A 16,511-nucleotide genomic window follows, 5' to 3' on the forward strand; every position below is an offset into this window, starting at 1 on the left:
TGCACCCTACAAAACTAACTCGTGGAGTATAAGCAATGAAAATAAAAGCAAGCTTGATCCTCACCGTTGCCGCCCTGGCGTTGTCCGGTTCCGCATTAGCAGAAGTCAAAATCGCCCTGGTGGCGAAATCGTTAGGCAATGGATTCTTCGAAGCCGCCAACGTCGGCGCGCAGGAAGCGGCGAAAGAGTTAGGCGATGTCAAAGTGATCTATACCGGCCCCACCACCACCACGGCGGAAGCGCAGATCGAGGTGCTGAACGGGTTGATCGCCCAGGGGGTGGATGCGATCGCCATCTCGGCAAACGATCCCGACGCGCTGGTGCCGGTACTGAAAAAAGCGATGCAGCGCGGAATTAAAGTTGTCTCCTGGGATTCCGGCGTGGCGAAAGCGGGCCGCCAGATCCATCTAAACCCGTCCAATAACGCGCTGATTGGCGAAACCAACGTGAAGCTGGCCGCCGACGCGCTGAAGGCGCTGAACGTGGAGAAAGGCGACGTGGCTATTCTGAGCGCTACGCCTACCTCCACCAACCAGAACACCTGGATTGCGGAGATGAAAAAGGTGTTGCCGAAATATCCGTCGGTCAATCTGGTGACGGTGGCCTACGGCGACGATCTCTCTGACAAGAGCTACCGCGAGGCGGTCGGGCTGCTGAAAACTTACCCGGATCTGAAGGTCATTGTCTCCCCCTCCTCCGTCGGAATTGTGGCGGCGGCCCAGGCGGTAAAAGACCAGAACAAGATTGGCAAAGTGTATGTGACGGGCCTCGGCCTGCCCTCTGAGATGGCGGGGGCGGTGAAATCCGGGGCGAGCAAAAGTTTTGCCATCTGGAACCCGATTGATCTCGGCTATGCCGCGACTTACTTAGCAGACGATCTGGTGAAAGGGACCGCCACCAAAACCGAAGCGAGCATGGGCAAGCTGGGCAAAGTGAAGCTGGATGCAGACGGTAACGGCGCGATGGCGGAGCCGTTCGTCTACGATGCGAGCAATATTGATAAGTTCTCGAAAATCTTCTGACAACGTTACCCCTCACCCTGGCCCTCTCCCCAAAGGGGAGAGGGAAATGATTGAGCCTCTTTCCCCATGCTCGATCGAGCCCCTCTTCCCTCCGGGGAGAGGGGTTGGGGTGAGGGGAAATTCACCGGAGAACTATCATGACCCCTTTGCTTCAGCTAAAAAATATCACCAAAGTTTTCCCCGGCGTGCGCGCGCTGGAAAACGTGCAGCTTGAACTCTGGCCCGGCAAAGTCACCGCCCTTATCGGCGAAAACGGCGCGGGTAAATCCACGCTGGTCAAAGTGATGACCGGTATCTATCAGCCCGACGAGGGCGAGATCCTCTATAAAGCGATCCCCATTCAGCTCCCGACGCCGGATGCGGCGCACCGGGTCGGCATTACCGCCATTCACCAGGAGACCGTCCTGTTCGACGAACTGTCGGTCACCGAAAATATTTTTGCCGGTCAGTACCTCTATAAAGGCTTGCTGAAAAAGCTCGACTGGCCGGAGATGCACCGTCGGGCGCAGGCGCTCCTCACGCGCCTGGAGGTCTCCATCGATCCGCGCGCCACGCTGAAAACCCTGAACATCGCCCAGCGGCATATGGTCGCCATCGCCCGGGCGCTGTCGTTCGAGGCGCAGGTGGTTATTCTCGATGAACCCACCGCGGCGCTCTCCCAGCATGAGATCCTCGAGTTTTACCAGATCGTTGAACGCTTAAAGCAGGAGGGCAAAGCGATCCTCTTTATCTCGCACAAGTTCGACGAAATTTTTGAGCTGGCGGATCACTACACCATTCTGCGCGACGGCGCCTTCGTCGGCGCGGGGGCGATGAGCGAGATCACCGAAGAGCGGATGGTGTCGATGATGGTGGGACGCGCCATTAACCAGACCTACCCGAAAGTCGAGTGCGAGAAGGGCGAAACGGTGCTGGAGGTGCGCGATCTCTGCCATCCCACCGAGTTCTCCAGTATCTCCTTCTCTCTGCGCAAAGGGGAAATTCTCGGCTTTTACGGGCTGGTGGGCGCCGGGCGCACCGAGCTGATGCAGGCGCTCTCCGGCGTCACGCGGCCCTCTTCCGGCGAGATTATCCTGAAAGGAAAAACGCAGCGCTTTCGCCAGCCTGCGGACGCGATTAAAGCAGGGATCGTCTGTGTCCCCGAGGAGCGGCAAAAGCAGGGGGCCATTATCGAGCTGCCCATCGCCCAGAACATCAGCCTGCCGCAGCTCAGCCGCCTTAACCCCAACGGCGTGCTGCATGACGACCGCGAATGGCGTCTGGCGGAGGAGTACGCCCGGCGGCTCCAGGTAAAAGCCTTTAGCTGGAAACAGCCGGTGGAAACTCTCTCGGGCGGCAATCAGCAGAAGGTGGTGATTGGAAAATGGCTGGCGACCCATCCGGACGTCATCATCCTCGATGAGCCGACAAAAGGGATCGATATCGGCTCCAAAGCGGGCGTGCATCAGTTTATGTCCGAGCTGGTGGCGCAGGGGCTGGCGGTGATTATGGTCTCGTCCGAGCTGCCGGAAGTGATGGGCATGGCGGATCGCATTATCGTGATGCACGAGGGGCTAATGGTGGCGGAATACGCGGCGGACGGCGCCACGGCGGAGACCATCGTCAGCGCCGCCAGCGGTGCCAGACAGGAGGCGGCGTAATGTGGCAAAAACTCCTTAAACACCGCGAGGCGCTGCTGGCGGCGGTCATTGTACTGATGATTATCGCTGTCGGCAGCCGCGCACCGTCGTTTATCGCGCCGGGCAACCTGGTGGAGATGTTTAACGACACCGCGATACTCATCATTCTCGCCCTCGGGCAGATGATGGTGCTGCTGACCAAAGGTATCGATCTCTCGATGGCGGCCAACCTGGCGCTCACCGGCATGATTGTGGCGCTAATTAACTTCCACTATCCGACGGTCCCCGTCTGGGCGCTACTGCTGGTGGCGACCGCGCTGGGGCTGCTGATGGGGGTCATTAATGGCCTGCTGGTCTGGAAGCTCGGTATTCCGGCCATCGTGGTAACGCTTGGCACCATGAGCATCTACCGCGGCATTATCTTTTTGCTCTCCGGCGGCGGCTGGGTGAACTCTAACCAGATGGGAGCCGATTTTCTTGCCCTGCCGCGCACCGCGCTGCTGGGCTTGCCGGTACTGAGCTGGTGCGCCATCGCCGCGCTGCTGCTGGTGGGCTACTTCCTGCGCTACAGCCGCACCGGACGGGCGCTCTATACCGCGGGCGGCAACGCCACGGCGGCCTGGTACACCGGCATCAACGCCGGAAAAATGCAGTTCGTCAGCTTCTGCCTCTCCGGAATGCTGGCCGGTTTCTGCGGCTATCTGTGGATTTCCCGCTTTGCCGTGGCGTATGTCGACGTGGCTAACGGTTTTGAATTGCAGGTGGTGGCAGCCTGTGTGATTGGCGGCATCAGCACCATGGGCGGCACCGGGCGCGTACTCGGCTGTCTGTTGGGCGCGCTGTTCCTCGGCGTAATCAATAACGCCCTGCCGGTGATTGGCGTTTCGCCCTTCTGGCAGATGGCCATCTCCGGCACGGTGATTGTCATTGCGGTGCTGCTGAACGAGCGTGGTAACAGGCGTAAAGGCAGGCTGATCCTGCGCGACGCGGCGCTGGCCCGTCAGAAACAGGCGGTTAAATCATGAGCAAAATGCTGACTACTGAAGAGATAAAACAGCCCCCGGCGGCGGGCCTGCTCCGGCGTCTGCTCTGCTGGGAGGGCTTTCTGCTGGCGGTGACCCTCGCCGTGTTTGTGGTCAACGCCCTGGCGTCGCCCTGGTTTCTCGATATCTGGAATCTTTCAGACGCGACGTTCAACTTTACCGAGAAGGCGATCATCGTGCTGCCGATGGCGATGCTGATTATCGCCCGGGAAATTGACCTGTCGGTGGCCTCCACCATCGCGCTCAGCTCTACGGTGATGGGCTTTTGCGCGGCGGCGGGGGTGGATACGCCGCTGCTGGTCTGCGTGGGGTTAGGGGTCGGGCTGCTGTGCGGGCTGTTCAACGGCATTCTGGTGACGCGCTTTAACCTCTCCTCCATCGTCATCACCATCGGCACCATGAGCCTGTACCGCGGGATCACCTATATCCTGCTCGGTGATAAGGCGTTGAACAGCTACCCGGAGAGCTTCGCCTGGTTTGGTCAGGGCTACGTCTGGGGCGCGCTGTCGTTTGAGTTTGCGCTCTTTATCGTGCTGGCGGCAGCGTTTGTCTTTCTGCTGCATAAAACCAACTTTGGTCGCCGCACTTACGCTATCGGCAATAACCCGACCGCCGCGTGGTATTCGGGCATTAACGTTAAGCGCCACAACCTGATGCTGTTTGCGCTGGTGGGGCTGATGTCCGGGCTGGCCTCGGTGCTGCTCACCTCGCGCCTCGGCAGCACGCGTCCGACGATTGCGATGGGCTGGGAGCTGGCGGTAGTGACGATGGCGGTGCTCGGCGGCATCAATATTCTCGGCGGGTCCGGCAGTATGGTGGGGGTGATTATCGCCGCCTTCCTGATGGGGCTGGTGACCTTTGGCCTGAGCCTGCTCAACGTGCCGGGCATTGTGATGTCGGTAATTATCGGCGCGATGCTGATCGTGGTGATTTCCCTGCCGATTATTACCCGACGGGTTATGCAACGAAAACGGATTTAAATTACCCCTCACCCCTGCCCTCTCCCCAGAGGGGAGAGGGTGAAAAGAGCAGTTCCCTTCTCCCGTTGGGAGAGGGTGAAAACCGCACCGGACAGTCTCCTCCCCCTAAGGGGAGAGGGTGAAAAAACGCACCGGGCGGTCCCCTCTCCCCTTTGGGGAGAGGGTTAGGGTGAGGGGATCGGATTACCCAAAAATCATATTAAGGAGAATTATCATGAGCTTTATGTTGGCACTCCCCAAAATCAGCCTGCACGGCGCGGGCGCTATCGGCGATATGGTTAACCTGGTGGCGAACAAACAGTGGGGGAAAGCGCTGGTAGTCACCGATGGCCAGCTGGTGAAACTCGGCCTGCTCGACAGCCTCTTTACCGCGCTCGATGCGCATCAGATGACCTGGCATCTCTTTGACGAGGTCTTCCCTAACCCGACGGAAGCGCTGGTGCAGAAAGGTTATGCGGCGTACCAGAGCGCAGAGTGTGATTACATTATCGCTTTCGGTGGCGGCAGCCCGATCGATACCGCCAAAGCGATCAAAATCCTCACCGCCAACCCGGGCCCGTCCACCGATTACTCCGGCGTCGGCAAAGTGAAAAACCCCGGCGTGCCGCTGGTCGCCATCAACACCACCGCAGGCACCGCGGCGGAGATGACCAGCAACGCGGTCATTATTGATTCCGAACGCCAGGTGAAAGAGGTGATTATCGACCCGAATATCATCCCGGATATCGCCGTGGATGACGCCAGCGTGATGCTCGATATTCCCGCCTCCGTGACCGCCGCGACCGGCATGGATGCCCTGACCCACGCCATAGAGGCTTACGTCTCCGTGGGCGCCCATCCGCTTACCGATGCCAACGCGCTGGAGGCGATTCGCCTGATCAATCTCTGGCTGCCGAAGGCGGTCGACGACGGTCATAACCTGGAAGCGCGCGAGCAAATGGCCTATGGCCAGTATCTGGCGGGCATGGCGTTTAACAGCGCTGGCCTCGGTCTCGTGCATGCTCTGGCCCACCAGCCGGGCGCGACTCACAACCTGCCGCACGGTGTCTGCAACGCCATCCTGCTGCCGATCATCGAAAACTTTAACCGCCCCAACGCCGTGGCCCGCTTCGCCCGCGTGGCGCAGGCGATGGGTGTGGATACCCGCGGGATGAGCGATGAAGCGGCAAGCATGGCGGCCATCCAGGCGATTCGCGATCTGAGCGCCCGCGTCGGTATCCCGTCCGGCTTTAGCAAGCTGGGCGTGACGAAAGAGGATATCGAAGGCTGGCTGGACAAGGCGCTGGCCGATCCCTGCGCCCCCTGCAACCCGCGCACCGCCAGCCGTGACGAGGTTCGCGAGCTTTACCTGGAGGCGTTATGATCCGCAAAGCCTTTGTCATGCAGGTCAATCCTGACGCCCATGAAGAGTATGAGCGCCGCCATAACCCCATCTGGCCCGAGCTGGAGGCGGTGTTAAAAGGCCATGGCGCGCACCACTACGGTATCTGGCTCGACAAAGAGCGCAACCTGCTCTTTGCCACGGTGGAGATTGAGTCGGAGGAGCGCTGGAACGCCGTGGCGGAGACCGAAGTCTGCCAGCGCTGGTGGAAATATATGCGCGACGTGATGCCCGCTAACCCGGACAACAGTCCGGTGAGCGCGGAGCTGAAAGCGGTGTTTTACCTGGCGTAATAGTATCGCGAGGGGCGCGCCCCTCGCGTTTCTCGTAAAAAAGAACTAGCTGAACGCTTTTTTATCTTCTTCGGTTATCTCGCGTAACACCCGGCAAGGAACGCCAACCGCGACGACGTTCGGCGGAATTGACCGGGTAACCACGCTCCCGGCGCCAATCACCGAATTACGGCCAATCGTCACACCGGGATTAATCATCACGCCGCTACCGAGCCAAACGCCATCTTCAATAACTACCGGCAACGAAAATTGTCCGCGAAGGCGCAGCTCAGGATCGATTGGGTGACCCGCCGTGGAAATCGTAACGCCGGGCCCCATCATCACATTGTTGCCGATAGTCACAGTCGCATCGTCCACCAGCGTCAGATTGAAGTTGGCATAAAAATTATCGCCTATTACCGTATGTGAGCCATAAGCTACATTGACGGGGGGCTCGATCCAGCAATTCTCTCCAATCTGATTAAACATCCTGCGTAAAATATCATTCCGTAAATCCATATCAAAAGGATGGGACTGATTGTATTGCCAGGCTAACGCCTTTCCTTTCATTCTTTCTTCCGGTAAGCCATCCCCGCCATCGGTGTACAGCTCTCCGCTATTTAAAATATCGCGTATATTCATCTTTCACGTCCTGTCAGAATCATTTATACCGTCACCGCAGATTCAGGTGATTTTTCGGGTGCCTTCGTGTTGGTTAATGTAAACACTGACACCACCGTAATCGCCAGCACAAAGCAGCCCAGCATCAGATAGGTCTCCTGAAACCCGATCCGATCATACATATTCCCGGCGAAGGCGGAGAGGAAAATAGCCGCCGACTGCTTGGCAAACTGGAAGCCAATCAGATAGATAGTGGCCGACAAACGGGTATCGAACACGCCGGTGATATATTTAAACGCGCCCACCAGCAGGAAAGGCACTTCCAGCGCGTGCAGCATTTTGAGCGCGACCACCTCCGCCACCGTCGTGGCAAAGGAGGAGCCGATAATGCGCGCCGCCATGATCGTCCCGGCGATCAGCAGGGTATTTTTTGCGCCGATGCGGTTAATGATCCACGGAGAGCAGAACATAATGACGGCGTTGCAGAGTTCCCCCGCCGTGGTGGCGAATCCGAACGCCCGGGTGCCCGCTTCCGGTGTGGCGAAGAATGATTTGAAGAAGGTGGCGAACTGCTGGTCAAAGACGTCATAGACGCAGGCGACACCGATCACGTAGAGGATAAACATCCACATTTTGCGCTGGCGGAACAGGTTGAACACCGTTCGCCCGTTGATCTGCGGCTGGTTGGCGCCCAGCGCGTCCATCACCTGCGCGGTCTGGTTGGGTTTTGGCTTCGCCACCAGCAGCAGCACCATCAGAACCACTGCCGCGGCCGATCCCATCCAGAAAACAAACGCCGGATCGATGCTGAACAACATCCCTGCCGTCGAGGCGCACAATCCCCAGCCGAGACAGCCGAACATCCGCGCTTTGCCGTACTCAAAGAAGCTGTTGCGGCTTACGCGCTCGATATAGGCCTCAATCGCGCCTGAGCCCGCCGAAAAGACAAAGCCGATATAGAGCCCGCCGCTGAGCGCCCCCAGCCAGATGCTGGTTTTTAACAGCGGCGCAAAGACGTAGAGAAAAAAGGGGGCGAAGAGAAAAAGCAGGATAGCTATCACCCACAGCAGATGTTTTTTCAGCCCCAGCTTGTCCGATATCACCCCCAGCACCGGCTGGAAGGCAATGGCAGAGAGCGAGATACAGGAAAAAACGATCCCGGTATGGGTTTTATTGAGGCCAATGATATCCGACAGCCAGATAGGCAGAAACGGAAAGCAGGTGGCCATGATGAAGAAGTAGAGAAAGAAAAACAGCCCAAAGATCCAGAAGTTCGGGTTGTTCTTGTGGGTACAGGCGGTGGTGTTCATTTTTTTATCCTCAGCCTGGGCCGGTTGCCCGGCCCGTTACCTTATACGCGCTCAACGCCAATCAGCATGGCGGATTCCGGGTCCAGCACCGGCAGGGCAAGGCCAGCTTCCATTAGCCATTCGCCGCTGACGACCTGCGGCGCCTCCATCCACGCAGGCAGTTTGCGCATGGTGTGGCCCCCCTCGCCCGTCAGGCGAATATTGGGATGATCGAGCAGCGTGATGCGGTAGCGCGCCCCCGCCTCCAGACCCGCCAGGCGCAGCGGCATCATCAGGGTGTAGTCCGGCATCTGCAGCTGGCTGACGATAAACAACCCCTGCCCGCCATCGTCGCTCACTATCCCCTGCGCCAGCGTGGTGGCGTCCGGCATGTCGATACGCCACTGCGTGCCGTGGTGAATCACCCCGCGCCACCGTTTGTAGAGCGCGGCGTAGTGACGGTAGCCCTCGCGTTCGGCTTCATCCACGCTGAGCGGATCCAGCTCCAGCCCCATATGGCCGAACAGCGCGGTCAGGCCGCGAAAAGCAATATCATGCTGGCGGAAAGTGGCATGGCATTTATGATGACCGATATGCGCGCCCATCACCTCCGGCGGGAAGAAGTAGCTCATGCCGCGCTGGATGGTATTGCGCTCCAGCGCGTCGTTATTGTCAGAGGCCCAGAAGCGGTGGCAGCGGGTCAAAACTTCATAATCGATACGCCCGCCGCCCGAGGAGCAGGACTCAAATTCGATATGCGGGAAGCGCTGACCGAGCGTATCAAGCAGGCGATAAAACTGACGGGTCTGCGCATCGGCAGCGGCTCTCCCCTGATGTCCCGGCTGCACCAGCTCACGGTTCATGTCCCATTTCACATAGTCGACCGGGTGCTCGCCCAGCAGCCAGCTCATGCGCTCCAGCACATAATCAAAGGCCTGGGGAATATTGAGGTTCAGCACCAGCTGATGGCGTCCGGTAGCCTGCGGGTAGCCGGGCAGCGCCAGAACCCAGTCGGGGTGGGCGCGATAGAGATCTGAGTCGGGATTGATCATCTCCGGCTCGATCCAGATACCAAACTCCATGCCCAGATTTTTGACATGATCAATGACCGGCATCAGCCCGTCGGGGTATTTTTGCCTGTCGAGATACCAGTCCCCCAGCGCGGCGCGATCATCGTTACGCCCCTTAAACCAGCCGTCGTCGATGATAAAGCGCTCCACTCCCAGCGCCGCCGCTTCATCGGCCATGCGCATAATGTAGGCGGGGTCGTGGTTAAAGTAGATCCCCTCCCAGGTGTTGAGGTGAACCGGACGCGGTTTGTTTTCCGGGAAGCGAATGACGTTGTCGCGCAGATAGCGGTGGAACTGCTGGCTCATGCCGTTCAGCCCCTGCGGGGAGTAGCTGGCGTAGAGGCGCGGTGTCCAGAGGGTTTCCCCCTGGTCGATTGCCATTTCACCCGGCAGATAGAGCGCTTCGGCCTGCAGGTAGCGGCGGCCATCGGTTTTTACTTCCGCACGCAGCCGGTGGTTGCCGCTCCAGCCCAGATGGACGCCCCAGACGTCGCCGCGCATCTCGCTAAACGCCGGTGTGCCGGTAATCAGTGCCGGGAAGTGTTCATGGGAGGTTCTGCCGCGACGGTTTTCCAGCACAAAACTGTCGTGCTCAAGGGTCAGGCGATGCGGCTGGAACTCGCGGACCCAGCGACCATGAAACGCCATCACCTCCCGGGCGCGCTCCGCCACGGGCAGCGTGACCGCCAGCCGATCGACCTGCCAGGGCTGCCCCTTCAGGTTGGTTACCCCGTGGCGCACCACCAGCACGCCGGTCGCGTCGAGGGTGATTTCGCTGGTCAGACGCAGCCCGGCCTCCCTGTCAGCGGCCACAATGGTCAGGGTTTGTTCCTGCAGCGAAACGTCAACGGTGCGAAACACCGGCGAGCCATCCAGCCCCTGGCGATGGCCTTCAATTCCGGGCGAGCCAAAGAGACCGTGCCCCGGCTCCGCCATCAGCGTGATCGGGGAGTCCACATCCAGCCGCCCATTGGCGACAGGTCGGGTCAGGCTGAGCGCATCCTGCGGTGAAAAGTGGGCAAGATGGGGCCCCCAGTAGAGAATTTCGGTAAAAGGATGAGTTTTTATCGCTACATCCACGGCGCGGCTTTCCAGCCGTAAAATCGAATCATGCATCAGACATCTCCTGTCATCGGGATAGTCTGAGTGTTGATCCGAAACGTTTCGGATAGAAACCAAAACGTTTCGGATCTGTGATCGAGCTTAGAATTTAACCATTATCAGGCGGTCTGGCCGGGGGAAAATTGCGGCTGCCATAGCACCTGGAGACGGGAGAGATCTTCGCCATTGATCAGCTGGCGCACCATGTCGGCTATCTGTTTGCCCACACCCTGACGGGTGGACTGGATCACCGCCGCCACGTCGACATCGACAATGCTGTCCTGCGGTAATCCGTCGTAGACCACCAGCGCGACACCGTTTTCGCCAGTCAAACGCCCCAGCTGCGCCAGCGCCATCGCCGCGCCATCGCCGTGGGTGTTGCAGTCAGTCAGGATGGCAGTCGGAGGGGTTTCCAGCGCCAGCAGTTCATGGGTCGCAGCGTAGCCCGTGCGGCGCGACGGCGGCAGCGTGCGCAGCCACTCGCTGGAAAGCCCCGCTTCGCGAAGGGCGTCGAGATAGCCCTGCCGACGCTGAATGATAAAGGCCTGACTGTTATTTTCCCCTAACAGCGCGATGCGCCGGTGGCCTTTCTCAATCAGCCAGCGGGTGGCCTGGTACGTTCCGGCATAGTTATCGAAATCGAACCACGCGTAGGGCTGCGGGAGCTGGCTGCGGCCCAGCGCCAGGAAGGGGAATCCGGCGGCCTGAAGCTGCTCAAGACGCGGATCGCGATCGAGCGTATGGGCCACAATCAGGGCATCCACCCGGCGGCTTTGTACCATTCGCATATAGCTGTGCTTGTCGGCGTGGTCATCGTCGGCAATCAGCAGAAGATCGATCTCATGTCGCGCCAGCTCGTGGCTAATTTCGCCGACCATCTCCATAAAAACGCTGTTATTGAGCGGAGCGGGATGGACCGGGAAGACCAGCCCCACGGCGTCGATTTTGCCCATCTTCAGACGACGGGCAAAGGTGTTAGGACGATAGCCACGACGCTGCGCCTCCGCCTCTACGCGGGCGCGCGTCTCGTCTGAGACGTCATCATATCCGTTGAGGGCCCGGCTGACGGTGGTAACCGACAGCCCCAGTTCTTTGGCAATGGCTTTAAGCGACATGGTGTTTCGTGTCCGGTTTAGTTTTGTTCCGCGACCAGCAACGCATGGGTGTCCGGTTCGAGGGCTTTAAAAATATGTTCCTGGTCAGCCGGATAACAGATGTAATCCCCTTCTCCTAACTCTTCCGGCGCGTCGGTCAGGCCTACCAGCGCCCGCCCTTTCGTCACAATAATATGCTCCACTGAGCCAGGCGGGTGCGGCTGAGAAATACGATCCGCGCCGGGCTGCGTCAGGAGCAGATAGACATCGCGACGCGCCCCCGGCGGGCAGGCAGCCAGCAGGATAGCCTCGTAATTGGCCTCTCCGGCTACTACTTTTGTGCCCTCGCCACGGCGGATCACCTGAGTGGCGGGCTGCTGCGGCTCCAGCAGGCGGGCAAAGGGAATATCCAGCGCCACGCAAAGCGACCAGAGCGTCTCCAGGCTGGGGTTGCCGTTGCCCGATTCGAGCTGCGAGAGCGTGGATTTAGCAATGCCTGCGCGACGGGCAATCTCCGCCAGCGACAGCCCGGTCCGCAGGCGTTCCCGCAACAGGCTTTTGGCGATTACGCTGATTGGCTGCGTCATAACGGCCTCTTGTTCTATAAAACGAACGAATCGTTCATCTTGAAATACGATCCTGTTGCGTTCATTATAATGAAAACTCGTTCGATATGGCTAAGATTGTATGAAGCACTTCTCCTCCCTCAGCGGGGACACGGTTAAAGCGATAGTTCTGGTCTGCCTCGCGGTGGGGGTGGTGGGGATGTCCTACGGCTCGCTGGCGATGGCGTACGGTTTTCCGCTCTGGGTCCCCTTCCTGCTCTCCATCACCGTCCTGGCGGGGGCGTCAGAGTTTATGTTTATCGGCATTGTCGCCAGCGGCGGCAATCCGCTGGCAGCGGCGGCCGCTGGCCTGCTGGTCAACGCCCGCCATGTGCCGTTTGGCGTGACGGTGCGCGAACTGGTGGGCAAGCGCGGCCTGAGCTTTTTGGGTTGCCACATCATGAACGACGAAAGCGTGGTGTTTGGCCTGTCGCAGAAAACGCCCGAACAGCGGAAAGCGGCCTATTGGCTGTGCGGCCTGGGTGTGGCAATCATCTGGCCGCTCGGCGCACTGCTGGGGGCGATGGTGGGTAAATTGCTGCCGGACCCGGAAACCATCGGGCTGGACGCGGTCTTTCCGGCCATTCTGCTGGCGCTGGTGATCCCTGCCTTTAAAAATCGTACCACGCTGATACGTGCGCTGAGCGGGGCGGCGCTGTCGCTCGCGGCGGTGCCTTTTGCGCCGGTGGGGCTGCCGGTGCTGCTCTCATTACTGGGTCTGGCCGCGAGGAAAAAATAATGGGCAATATGACGGTTTTTATTCTCGGCATCGCCATTCTCTCTGCCGGAACCTATCTGATGCGTCTCGGCGGAGCTAAACTCGGCAGCCGGCTGGCGCTGTCGGAACGCTCTCAGGCGCTGCTCTCCGATGCGGCCACGGTGCTGCTCTTTTCGGTCGCTCTGGCGACGATGTTTTATGAAGGCGACCACTTCGCCGGCATGGCACGGGTGCTCGGCGTGGCGTTCGCCCTCTTTCTTGCCTGGCGCAAGATGCCGTTAATCGTGGTGATTATCGCCGCCGCCGTGGTGACGGCGCTGCTGCGTTACGCCGGACTACATTGATAAAACGCTGCCCCTGGCGATGAATCTTTCGCCAGAGGCAAAAAGGGTGGACAAGCATCCGGTGAAGGCGCGTTGCGTCATCACCGGCCCCTACCCCCTCAATGTATGGAGACCTTCATCTTTTTACCATAAGGGCACGTTTTAAGCGCGCACTGAACAGGAGAAGGACACCAGGGCGATTCAGTATCCCTGTTTTCGGGACAGTGTACTTTTTGTTTCAGCTCCTTCCAGAACTGTTTTCTAAACGGCGTAACGTAATAGAGCGTTACCGGTTTAAACAGGCCGTTAATTTTCATACCAGATGAATAGGGCTCTATTGTCGCACCCGGCGGGAGGATAATATTACTGTCATACCAGATTATCAGCTTGAGCATTTTAAAGCTGCTGATGGCTGAGAATACAATCCCTGTGTTGGGGCATGCTACGGTGTCTATGACTTTCCATTTCATAAAGCTATACGTATATGTGTGAGGTTAACTGTGTATACCGTTGAAGTATATGGCTATACTCCGGCGTATTAAGGACGCAAAAATGTAAAGGCAGGGGTTTTGTCTTGCAAGAAAATTAAAGTAATTAACCGCTTAATTTTATTTATCTTTTAAAGAAAAGCATTCTTTTCCTGGCGCAATGTAATTTACTTTCTGTGCGTAATTACATTTCTTGACAAGGGAACCATTAAAGAGGATGGGCAACGGATCTGCATACGCGGTCTGGTTTCTGAGCTGTCCCGATCGGCAGTATGCTGTTACGTGCTCAGACCTGATCTCATGCAGCGCTTTCCGTCTCGTCAGCAGAGAATCTCAGGTCTGATAAATTATAGAGTCTGGTTTTTCTTAATAAGGCGGTAGACAACATCCGCGTAAGCATGACCGTATGTTTGATAGTGCTTAGCTTTAATACCGCTGTTGATAATCAGGTACTTTCCGGCAACATAATATGACGGCGTACCGTTCACACCAAACTTCTCAGCCATCTCGTCCTGTTTCCTGGTTAGCGCCTTAACCTGGAAACTGTCTTTGGCATTTTTGTAATCTATTTCTGAAACGCCCGCGTCCATAAACACCTTCTGGATTTCTTTTTCAGAGGGGGTGATTTTTTTGCACTGAACCGCGTCGTATAAAAGTCCTTCGACCTTAGCTTCAACGCCCAGCGCTCTGGCTACAGACCAGGCTTCAGTCAGCGCCTTTCCCATGCTTCCCGTCGAGCTGACATGGTACCTCTCGGCTCTGTACCTTGGCGGCAGAACGGCTGTTACATGCTCGTTGACCTTATGCTGGTACGTAAAGCCGTAACAGGGCTGGCAGTAGAACGAGAAGAACTCAATAACAACAGGTGCATCGGATACCGATTCTTTTAACTCAATATAGTGTTCTCCAGCATTTATCTCTTCTGGTCTGAACAAGTCAGCAGCAATGCATGAAGAAGACAGACAAGCCAAAAAAACAGTGGCCAAATTTCTCTTGAGCATAACTTCCTCTTATTCTAAATAACAGCATTAAGAATGTTTTAAAAGTTTGTGAACAACAGAGACCTGGTTATTTATCAGGCAAGGCGCAGAAAAATTATATTTTTATCATGGATTATCCTTTGCAGCTTATTCTGAACAAAGGATACATTTATCCAGGAGCTCGTTGCCCACTCTCTTTGGCTTTTAACATAGATAAAAGCCACCACCTCCTCTGGAATAAATAATTCCTCAGGAAGAAATCAGTAATAAATTATTTTTCGACTGCAAAAGGAGTGCTAATATCAAAAACGTACAACTGCATTGTTTCATCATCCTTACTTTTTGATAACAAAACAGCAGCTATTGACGGAGAGTTAAGGCTACGCTGATTTCCGCCGTCACACTCTTTTGCGGCGCATTATATTTTAAAAATCACAAGCAGATCATTTTTTATACAAATAAGTTATACCACCTTACGTGGTAACGTTTCAGAGAAAACTTTTAAGCGATATTGTTTTTACAGATTCATATAATCATGACTGAGATAAGATCATTTCTGAATGGACTGATAGTTATCGGTGGTATTTACAGGTATCGGGCAGGCAGGTTATGAGGATTTTAACGCGCGGTGGAAAGGCCATCGTGTCCATACAAAAAAAGCGCCCGCAGGCGCTCTTTCGACAGTACTTCCAGGCTTATTTATTCAGTTCCGCCGTCATGTGCACGTGGTTACCGGTGAACGCCTGGGTAATTTTGTAGGAGGAGGCGCCCGCTTCCTGCGCCTGGGCGGCGATTTTCGCTTCTGCGCCATCCAGCGTGCTGGAAGAGGCGGTCACGGGCTGCGCGGCGAAAGAACCTACAGAGGTAGCAAGTGCGATAACTGCAACAAAAGTTTTGACGATTTTCATGATGTAAACCCTTTCAGTTAGTTGTCTGTATAAGGCGTTGTGCCTTGATGTGATAAATCATAGGCCCAGACGCCGCTAACTAAAAGCGGAAGGATTTGCTCATATCATTCAAAATTACTGACCAACAATTAACCGTTGCGGATGGGTATAAATGGTCGCCCTGCCCGGCTTGCAAAAGCCGACCAGCGTCAGGTTGCACCGCTCCGCCACCTCCACCGCCAGCGTCGTGGCAGCAGATACCGCAAAGAGGATCTCCACGCCGCACATCGCCGCCTTTTGTACCATCTCGTAGCTTGCCCGGCTGGAGACGAGCGCCGCGCCCTGCTGCCACGCCTCGCCTTCCCCGGCGCGGCGGCCCAGCAGTTTATCCAGCGCCACGTGGCGGCCTACATCCTCATGGCCGCCGGCAATCCGGCCACCGGGAAGTACCCAGGCAGCGGCGTGGGTACAGCCGCTGAGCTGGCCGATGGGCTGCACGTCGTTAAGGTGCGCCAGAGCAACATCGAGGTTTGCCAGGTTAAAGGTCTGGGTAAAGGGCAGCGGGGCGACAGGTTTACCGATATCGTTGAGTTGCTCCACGCCGCAGACGCCGCAGCCGGTACGCCCGGCCAGCGCGCGTCGGCGCTCCTTCAGCCCCATAAAGCGACGGCTGGAGAGCTCAATCTGCACCTCCAGTCCATTGCAGGCCTCCACGACGTCGATACCGTATATCTCACGCGGATGGGCGATGATGCCTTCAGAGAGGGAAAAGCCGATCGCAAAAAGCGCCAGGTCTTTGGGCGTTGCCATCATCACCACGTGGGAGATGCCGTTATACACCAGCGCGACGGGCACCTCCTCGGCAAGGTAGTCCGGGGTCGGGCGGGTGAGATGAGGCGGACGAAAAACGGAACGGGTGGCGACGCCTGCGGGAAGCAAGCTCTCTTCCGTTTTAACATTTGAGTTCGGCACAACGTGTTTCCTGAGCAATCGGTAAGGCGAAGCCCCTATTGCAACA

Annotated in this window: 17 protein-coding genes; 8 read left to right on the forward strand and 9 right to left on the reverse strand. The window is 57.3% G+C overall.

Annotated features, from left to right (window positions below; translation table 11 throughout):
* Positions 1 to 35: 35 nt before the first annotated feature.
* The 6 genes from rhaS to rhaM all read left to right on the forward strand — a co-directional run bounded on the left by rhaS (position 36) and on the right by rhaM (position 6,338).
* Positions 36 to 1,022 carry a rhamnose ABC transporter substrate-binding protein gene (gene rhaS, locus BN3796_RS00300; RefSeq protein ID WP_061706478.1) on the forward strand — a complete coding sequence of 329 codons (987 nt, stop codon included), beginning with the start codon at positions 36 to 38 and terminating at the stop codon, positions 1,020 to 1,022.
* Positions 1,023 to 1,159: 137 nt separating this feature from the next.
* Complete coding sequence (locus BN3796_RS00305) at positions 1,160 to 2,662, forward strand: sugar ABC transporter ATP-binding protein (RefSeq protein ID WP_061706479.1); 1,503 nt, start codon at positions 1,160 to 1,162, stop codon at positions 2,660 to 2,662.
* Positions 2,662 to 3,666 carry an ABC transporter permease gene (locus tag BN3796_RS00310; RefSeq protein WP_061706480.1) on the forward strand — a complete coding sequence of 335 codons (1,005 nt, stop codon included), beginning with the start codon at positions 2,662 to 2,664 and terminating at the stop codon, positions 3,664 to 3,666. Before BN3796_RS00305 ends, BN3796_RS00310 begins: the two co-directional genes overlap by 1 nt.
* The gene (locus tag BN3796_RS00315) at positions 3,663 to 4,664 is read left to right on the forward strand and encodes an ABC transporter permease (protein ID WP_061706481.1); all 1,002 of its coding nucleotides are present in this window, start codon (positions 3,663 to 3,665) and stop codon (positions 4,662 to 4,664) included. The genes BN3796_RS00310 and BN3796_RS00315 overlap by 4 nt, the downstream gene beginning before the upstream one ends.
* Positions 4,665 to 4,878: 214 nt before the next feature.
* Positions 4,879 to 6,027: a lactaldehyde reductase gene (gene fucO / locus BN3796_RS00320; protein ID WP_061706482.1), complete on the forward strand. Its 1,149-nt coding sequence runs from the start codon at positions 4,879 to 4,881 to the stop codon at positions 6,025 to 6,027.
* Complete coding sequence (gene rhaM, locus BN3796_RS00325; protein WP_061706483.1) at positions 6,024 to 6,338, forward strand: L-rhamnose mutarotase; 315 nt, start codon at positions 6,024 to 6,026, stop codon at positions 6,336 to 6,338. Before fucO ends, rhaM begins: the two co-directional genes overlap by 4 nt.
* 45 nt (positions 6,339 to 6,383) lie before the next feature.
* On the opposite strand, the gene BN3796_RS00330 is transcribed toward rhaM, so the two are convergent.
* The 5 genes from BN3796_RS00330 to BN3796_RS00350 form a co-directional block, all read right to left on the reverse strand.
* Positions 6,384 to 6,959 (reverse strand): maltose acetyltransferase domain-containing protein, encoded by a 576-nt coding sequence (locus tag BN3796_RS00330; RefSeq protein WP_061706484.1) that lies wholly within the window; start codon positions 6,957 to 6,959, stop codon positions 6,384 to 6,386.
* 23 nt (positions 6,960 to 6,982) lie between these two features.
* Entirely contained in the window at positions 6,983 to 8,248 is a 1,266-nt protein-coding gene (locus BN3796_RS00335; protein ID WP_061706485.1) for an MFS transporter, read from the reverse strand.
* A gap of 41 nt (positions 8,249 to 8,289) precedes the next feature.
* Positions 8,290 to 10,413: an alpha-galactosidase gene (locus tag BN3796_RS00340; protein ID WP_061706486.1), complete on the reverse strand. Its 2,124-nt coding sequence runs from the start codon at positions 10,411 to 10,413 to the stop codon at positions 8,290 to 8,292.
* Positions 10,414 to 10,517: 104 nt separating this feature from the next.
* A complete protein-coding gene (locus BN3796_RS00345; protein ID WP_061706487.1) occupies positions 10,518 to 11,513 on the reverse strand; it encodes a LacI family DNA-binding transcriptional regulator in 996 nt (331 codons plus the stop codon).
* A 17-nt stretch (positions 11,514 to 11,530) separates the two neighbouring features.
* A complete protein-coding gene (locus tag BN3796_RS00350) occupies positions 11,531 to 12,079 on the reverse strand; it encodes a helix-turn-helix domain-containing protein (protein WP_061706488.1) in 549 nt (182 codons plus the stop codon).
* Between the two features lie 100 nt (positions 12,080 to 12,179).
* Here BN3796_RS00350 and BN3796_RS00355 point away from each other — a divergent pair, with 100 nt between their 5' ends.
* Together BN3796_RS00355 and BN3796_RS00360 are read left to right on the forward strand one after the other, a co-directional pair.
* On the forward strand, positions 12,180 to 12,836 hold the full coding sequence (locus tag BN3796_RS00355) for an AzlC family ABC transporter permease (RefSeq protein ID WP_061706489.1): 657 nt from the start codon (positions 12,180 to 12,182) through the stop codon (positions 12,834 to 12,836).
* Positions 12,836 to 13,159, forward strand: coding sequence for an AzlD domain-containing protein (locus tag BN3796_RS00360; RefSeq protein ID WP_061706490.1), 324 nt, complete (start codon positions 12,836 to 12,838; stop codon positions 13,157 to 13,159). The genes BN3796_RS00355 and BN3796_RS00360 overlap by 1 nt, the downstream gene beginning before the upstream one ends.
* A 98-nt stretch (positions 13,160 to 13,257) precedes the next feature.
* On the opposite strand, the gene iraM is transcribed toward BN3796_RS00360, so the two are convergent.
* From iraM to fdhD, 4 genes are all read right to left on the reverse strand, one after another.
* Complete coding sequence (gene iraM / locus BN3796_RS21125) at positions 13,258 to 13,608, reverse strand: anti-adapter protein IraM (protein ID WP_073885021.1); 351 nt, start codon at positions 13,606 to 13,608, stop codon at positions 13,258 to 13,260.
* A gap of 365 nt (positions 13,609 to 13,973) precedes the next feature.
* The gene (locus tag BN3796_RS00365; protein WP_061706491.1) at positions 13,974 to 14,627 is read right to left on the reverse strand and encodes a DsbA family protein; all 654 of its coding nucleotides are present in this window, start codon (positions 14,625 to 14,627) and stop codon (positions 13,974 to 13,976) included.
* Positions 14,628 to 15,301: 674 nt separating this feature from the next.
* Entirely contained in the window at positions 15,302 to 15,514 is a 213-nt protein-coding gene (locus tag BN3796_RS00370) for a YdgH/BhsA/McbA family protein (RefSeq protein ID WP_061706492.1), read from the reverse strand.
* A 114-nt stretch (positions 15,515 to 15,628) separates the two neighbouring features.
* Positions 15,629 to 16,465 (reverse strand): formate dehydrogenase accessory sulfurtransferase FdhD, encoded by an 837-nt coding sequence (fdhD, locus tag BN3796_RS00375; RefSeq protein WP_061706493.1) that lies wholly within the window; start codon positions 16,463 to 16,465, stop codon positions 15,629 to 15,631.
* Between the last annotated feature and the right edge of the window lie 46 nt (positions 16,466 to 16,511).

Origin of the sequence: Pseudenterobacter timonensis (assembly GCF_900021175.1) — a bacterium.
In the GTDB taxonomy this organism is placed as follows: Bacteria; Pseudomonadota; Gammaproteobacteria; order Enterobacterales; family Enterobacteriaceae; genus Enterobacter; species Enterobacter timonensis.

Coding starts and splice junctions, on each gene's coding strand:
- BN3796_RS00340 (WP_061706486.1), bottom strand. CDS start 10,413: ATGCATGATTCGATTTTACGGCTGGAAAGCCGCGCCGTGGATGTAGCG.
- BN3796_RS00305 (WP_061706479.1), top strand. CDS start 1,160: ATGACCCCTTTGCTTCAGCTAAAAAATATCACCAAAGTTTTCCCCGGC.
- BN3796_RS00315 (WP_061706481.1), top strand. CDS start 3,663: ATGAGCAAAATGCTGACTACTGAAGAGATAAAACAGCCCCCGGCGGCG.
- BN3796_RS00330 (WP_061706484.1), bottom strand. CDS start 6,959: ATGAATATACGCGATATTTTAAATAGCGGAGAGCTGTACACCGATGGC.
- BN3796_RS00355 (WP_061706489.1), top strand. CDS start 12,180: ATGAAGCACTTCTCCTCCCTCAGCGGGGACACGGTTAAAGCGATAGTT.
- BN3796_RS00370 (WP_061706492.1), bottom strand. CDS start 15,514: ATGAAAATCGTCAAAACTTTTGTTGCAGTTATCGCACTTGCTACCTCT.
- BN3796_RS00360 (WP_061706490.1), top strand. CDS start 12,836: ATGGGCAATATGACGGTTTTTATTCTCGGCATCGCCATTCTCTCTGCC.
- rhaM (WP_061706483.1), top strand. CDS start 6,024: ATGATCCGCAAAGCCTTTGTCATGCAGGTCAATCCTGACGCCCATGAA.
- rhaS (WP_061706478.1), top strand. CDS start 36: ATGAAAATAAAAGCAAGCTTGATCCTCACCGTTGCCGCCCTGGCGTTG.
- BN3796_RS00310 (WP_061706480.1), top strand. CDS start 2,662: ATGTGGCAAAAACTCCTTAAACACCGCGAGGCGCTGCTGGCGGCGGTC.
- BN3796_RS00335 (WP_061706485.1), bottom strand. CDS start 8,248: ATGAACACCACCGCCTGTACCCACAAGAACAACCCGAACTTCTGGATC.
- iraM (WP_073885021.1), bottom strand. CDS start 13,608: ATGAAATGGAAAGTCATAGACACCGTAGCATGCCCCAACACAGGGATT.
- BN3796_RS00350 (WP_061706488.1), bottom strand. CDS start 12,079: ATGACGCAGCCAATCAGCGTAATCGCCAAAAGCCTGTTGCGGGAACGC.
- fucO (WP_061706482.1), top strand. CDS start 4,879: ATGAGCTTTATGTTGGCACTCCCCAAAATCAGCCTGCACGGCGCGGGC.
- BN3796_RS00365 (WP_061706491.1), bottom strand. CDS start 14,627: ATGCTCAAGAGAAATTTGGCCACTGTTTTTTTGGCTTGTCTGTCTTCT.
- BN3796_RS00345 (WP_061706487.1), bottom strand. CDS start 11,513: ATGTCGCTTAAAGCCATTGCCAAAGAACTGGGGCTGTCGGTTACCACC.